The sequence below is a fragment of the Desulfovibrio oxyclinae DSM 11498 genome (genome assembly GCF_000375485.1).
GTDB lineage: Bacteria > Desulfobacterota > Desulfovibrionia > Desulfovibrionales > Desulfovibrionaceae > Pseudodesulfovibrio > Pseudodesulfovibrio oxyclinae.
In genome coordinates, this window is record NZ_AQXE01000028.1 from 1 (window position 1) to 2,228 (window position 2,228).

General features: G+C 63.9%; 1 protein-coding gene. It reads left to right on the forward strand.

Translation table 11 applies throughout. From position 1 onward, the window contains the following. Positions 1-138: 138 nt before the first annotated feature. The coding region (locus B149_RS0115975; RefSeq protein ID WP_018126164.1) for a phage tail length tape measure family protein at positions 139-2,228 on the forward strand (2,090 nt) is incomplete at its 3' end.

Sequence of the window (2,228 nt, forward strand, 5' to 3'; positions counted from 1 at the left end):
GGCCGCACCGATGCGCGGGAGCGCGCGCCGCAGGCCGTGGGCCAGCAGTGCGGCGGGCGGTACGTGGACGAGTGCCGGCAGCAGTTCGGCAACGCTCTTGAGATGGTCTGTGCAACCTGTCCCGACTAGGAGGGTACGATGGCGAACGATTCGAGCGTGCGGGTGCTCATCGAGGCGGTCAACAAGACGCAGGACGAGTTCCGCGAGGTCCGCCGCGACCTCAAGCGCACCGAGCGCAGCACCCGCAAAGCCGAGACCGCATGGGATCGGTTCGGGCGCGGGGTGAAAAAATCCACCAGCCAGGCCAGCGCGTCTGTTGAACGATTCACGGACAGACTGGGGCCAATGGGGTCTATGCTCCAAGCCATGGGTCCTGCCGGGCTGGGCGCGGCTGCCGGAATTGTTGCCGTAGGCACTGCAATTGTATCCGGCACCATGAGTGCGGCCAATTGGGAACGGCGTCTTAATCGCACCGAAGCGCTGCTGCATGCAACGGGGCATGCAGCGGGATTTACCGCCGCCGAGCTGGACAAGCTCGCGCGCGAACGGGATCTCGCTACGTTGGGCGACCGCAATGAGATCATGGACGCCATCAACATCCTGCAGTCATTTAAGAGCATCTCTGGAGAGACCTTCAAAACCACGCTGGTACTGGCGCAGGATATTTCCGAGGTCATGGGGCAGTCTCTCAAGACCACCATCACGCAGGTGGGCAAGGCGCTGGAGGATCCGGTGCGCGGGCTCACCGCGCTGCGCCGTTCCGGCGTCTCCTTCACCGAGGCGGAAGAAGAGATGATCAAGTCGATGGTGGAAGCCAACGACGTCATGGGCGCGCAGGAAAAGATCCTCAACGCGCTGGAGGCGCAGTTCGGCGGGGCCGCCGAGGCAGCAGCCGTGGGGCTGCCCGGTGCATTGGACACCCTGTCCTACCGTTGGCGTGATTTTCTCGAAGCTTTTGAACAAACTGAAGCAGCCACCTTGGCTGTTGGCGGTTTGTCTGAGGCATTGAAGGGCCTGACAAAATATATGCCGCAAATTGGGCATACCCTTGCGCTGCCTTTTTATGAAATTGCTGCTGCCATTGCTGTCGTGAAAGGTGAGATGGACTTTTCAGACTGGGCTTCTGCGGGGAGTACCGAAGAACTCAGGTTGGCACTGCAAAAAGCAGGAGCCAAGCTCCGCGAGGAACGGGCGCTTGCTGACACGTCCGGGACCATCAAGTTGTTTTCGGACAAAGAGCTGGCGATCCTCGAAAAGCTGGGGGCCGGCAAGGGCGTCGCCATGATCAGAGGGCAGGCGTACGGCGTAGGCGAATCTCCAACTGGTGCAGGAGAGGACGATGATCGCGATCCTCCTCCGCCTCCCTCCATCCCGGAGACATGGTGGGCCGATGACTACGCCAACGGGGTCAAGGAGCGCGAGCGGGTGTTCGCCAAGGCGCTTGAGGACCAGAAGGCGGCGCTCAAGGATTTTGACCGCGACTACCGGGAAATCACCATGGGCGAGACGCAGTTCGCCATTGCCGAGGTGCAGGCGCGGTCCGAGCAGCTGCAGCGCTACGCCCGGGGCGACGCGGACAAGGTCGCCGAAATCCAGCACTGGGAAAACCTGCGCATCGCCGAAATCAACGAAGAGGCCGCCGGCAAGTCTGCCAACGCGTGGGAGCAGTATGCGTACGGCGCCATGGACTCCATGCGCAACATGAGCTCGCTGGCCAACACCGTGGGCGGCACCATGGAAGATGCTTTCGTGTCCGCGTTCACCGGCGCCGAAGTCTCCGCCGAGAAGATGTTCCAGACGATCTACGCGGAGATGGTCCGTGTCTCGGTAGCCCGCCCCATGGCCGGAGCCCTGACCGAGGGGCTCGGCTCCATTTTCGGGTCCATTTTCCACGACGGCGGCGCGGTGGGCGGCCCGGCCCCGGTGCGGGCGGTGCCCGCCGACCTGTTCGCCCACGCCCCGCGCTACCACGGGGGCGGACGGCTCGGTCCCGGGGAGCGGCCCGTCATCGCACGCGACGGCGAGATCATTCTCAACGCCGCGCAGCAGGAGGGCGTGGCAAACCAGCTCGGCCGCGACGGCGCACCGGTCAACGTGCGCGTGATCAACAACGGACGCGGCGAGGTGCGGACACAACAGCACCAGCGCGCGGACGGCGGCATGGATCTGGACATCATTTTCGACGAAATCGACCGGCTGTCCGCGCAGGGCATTCGCGGCGGCCAGAC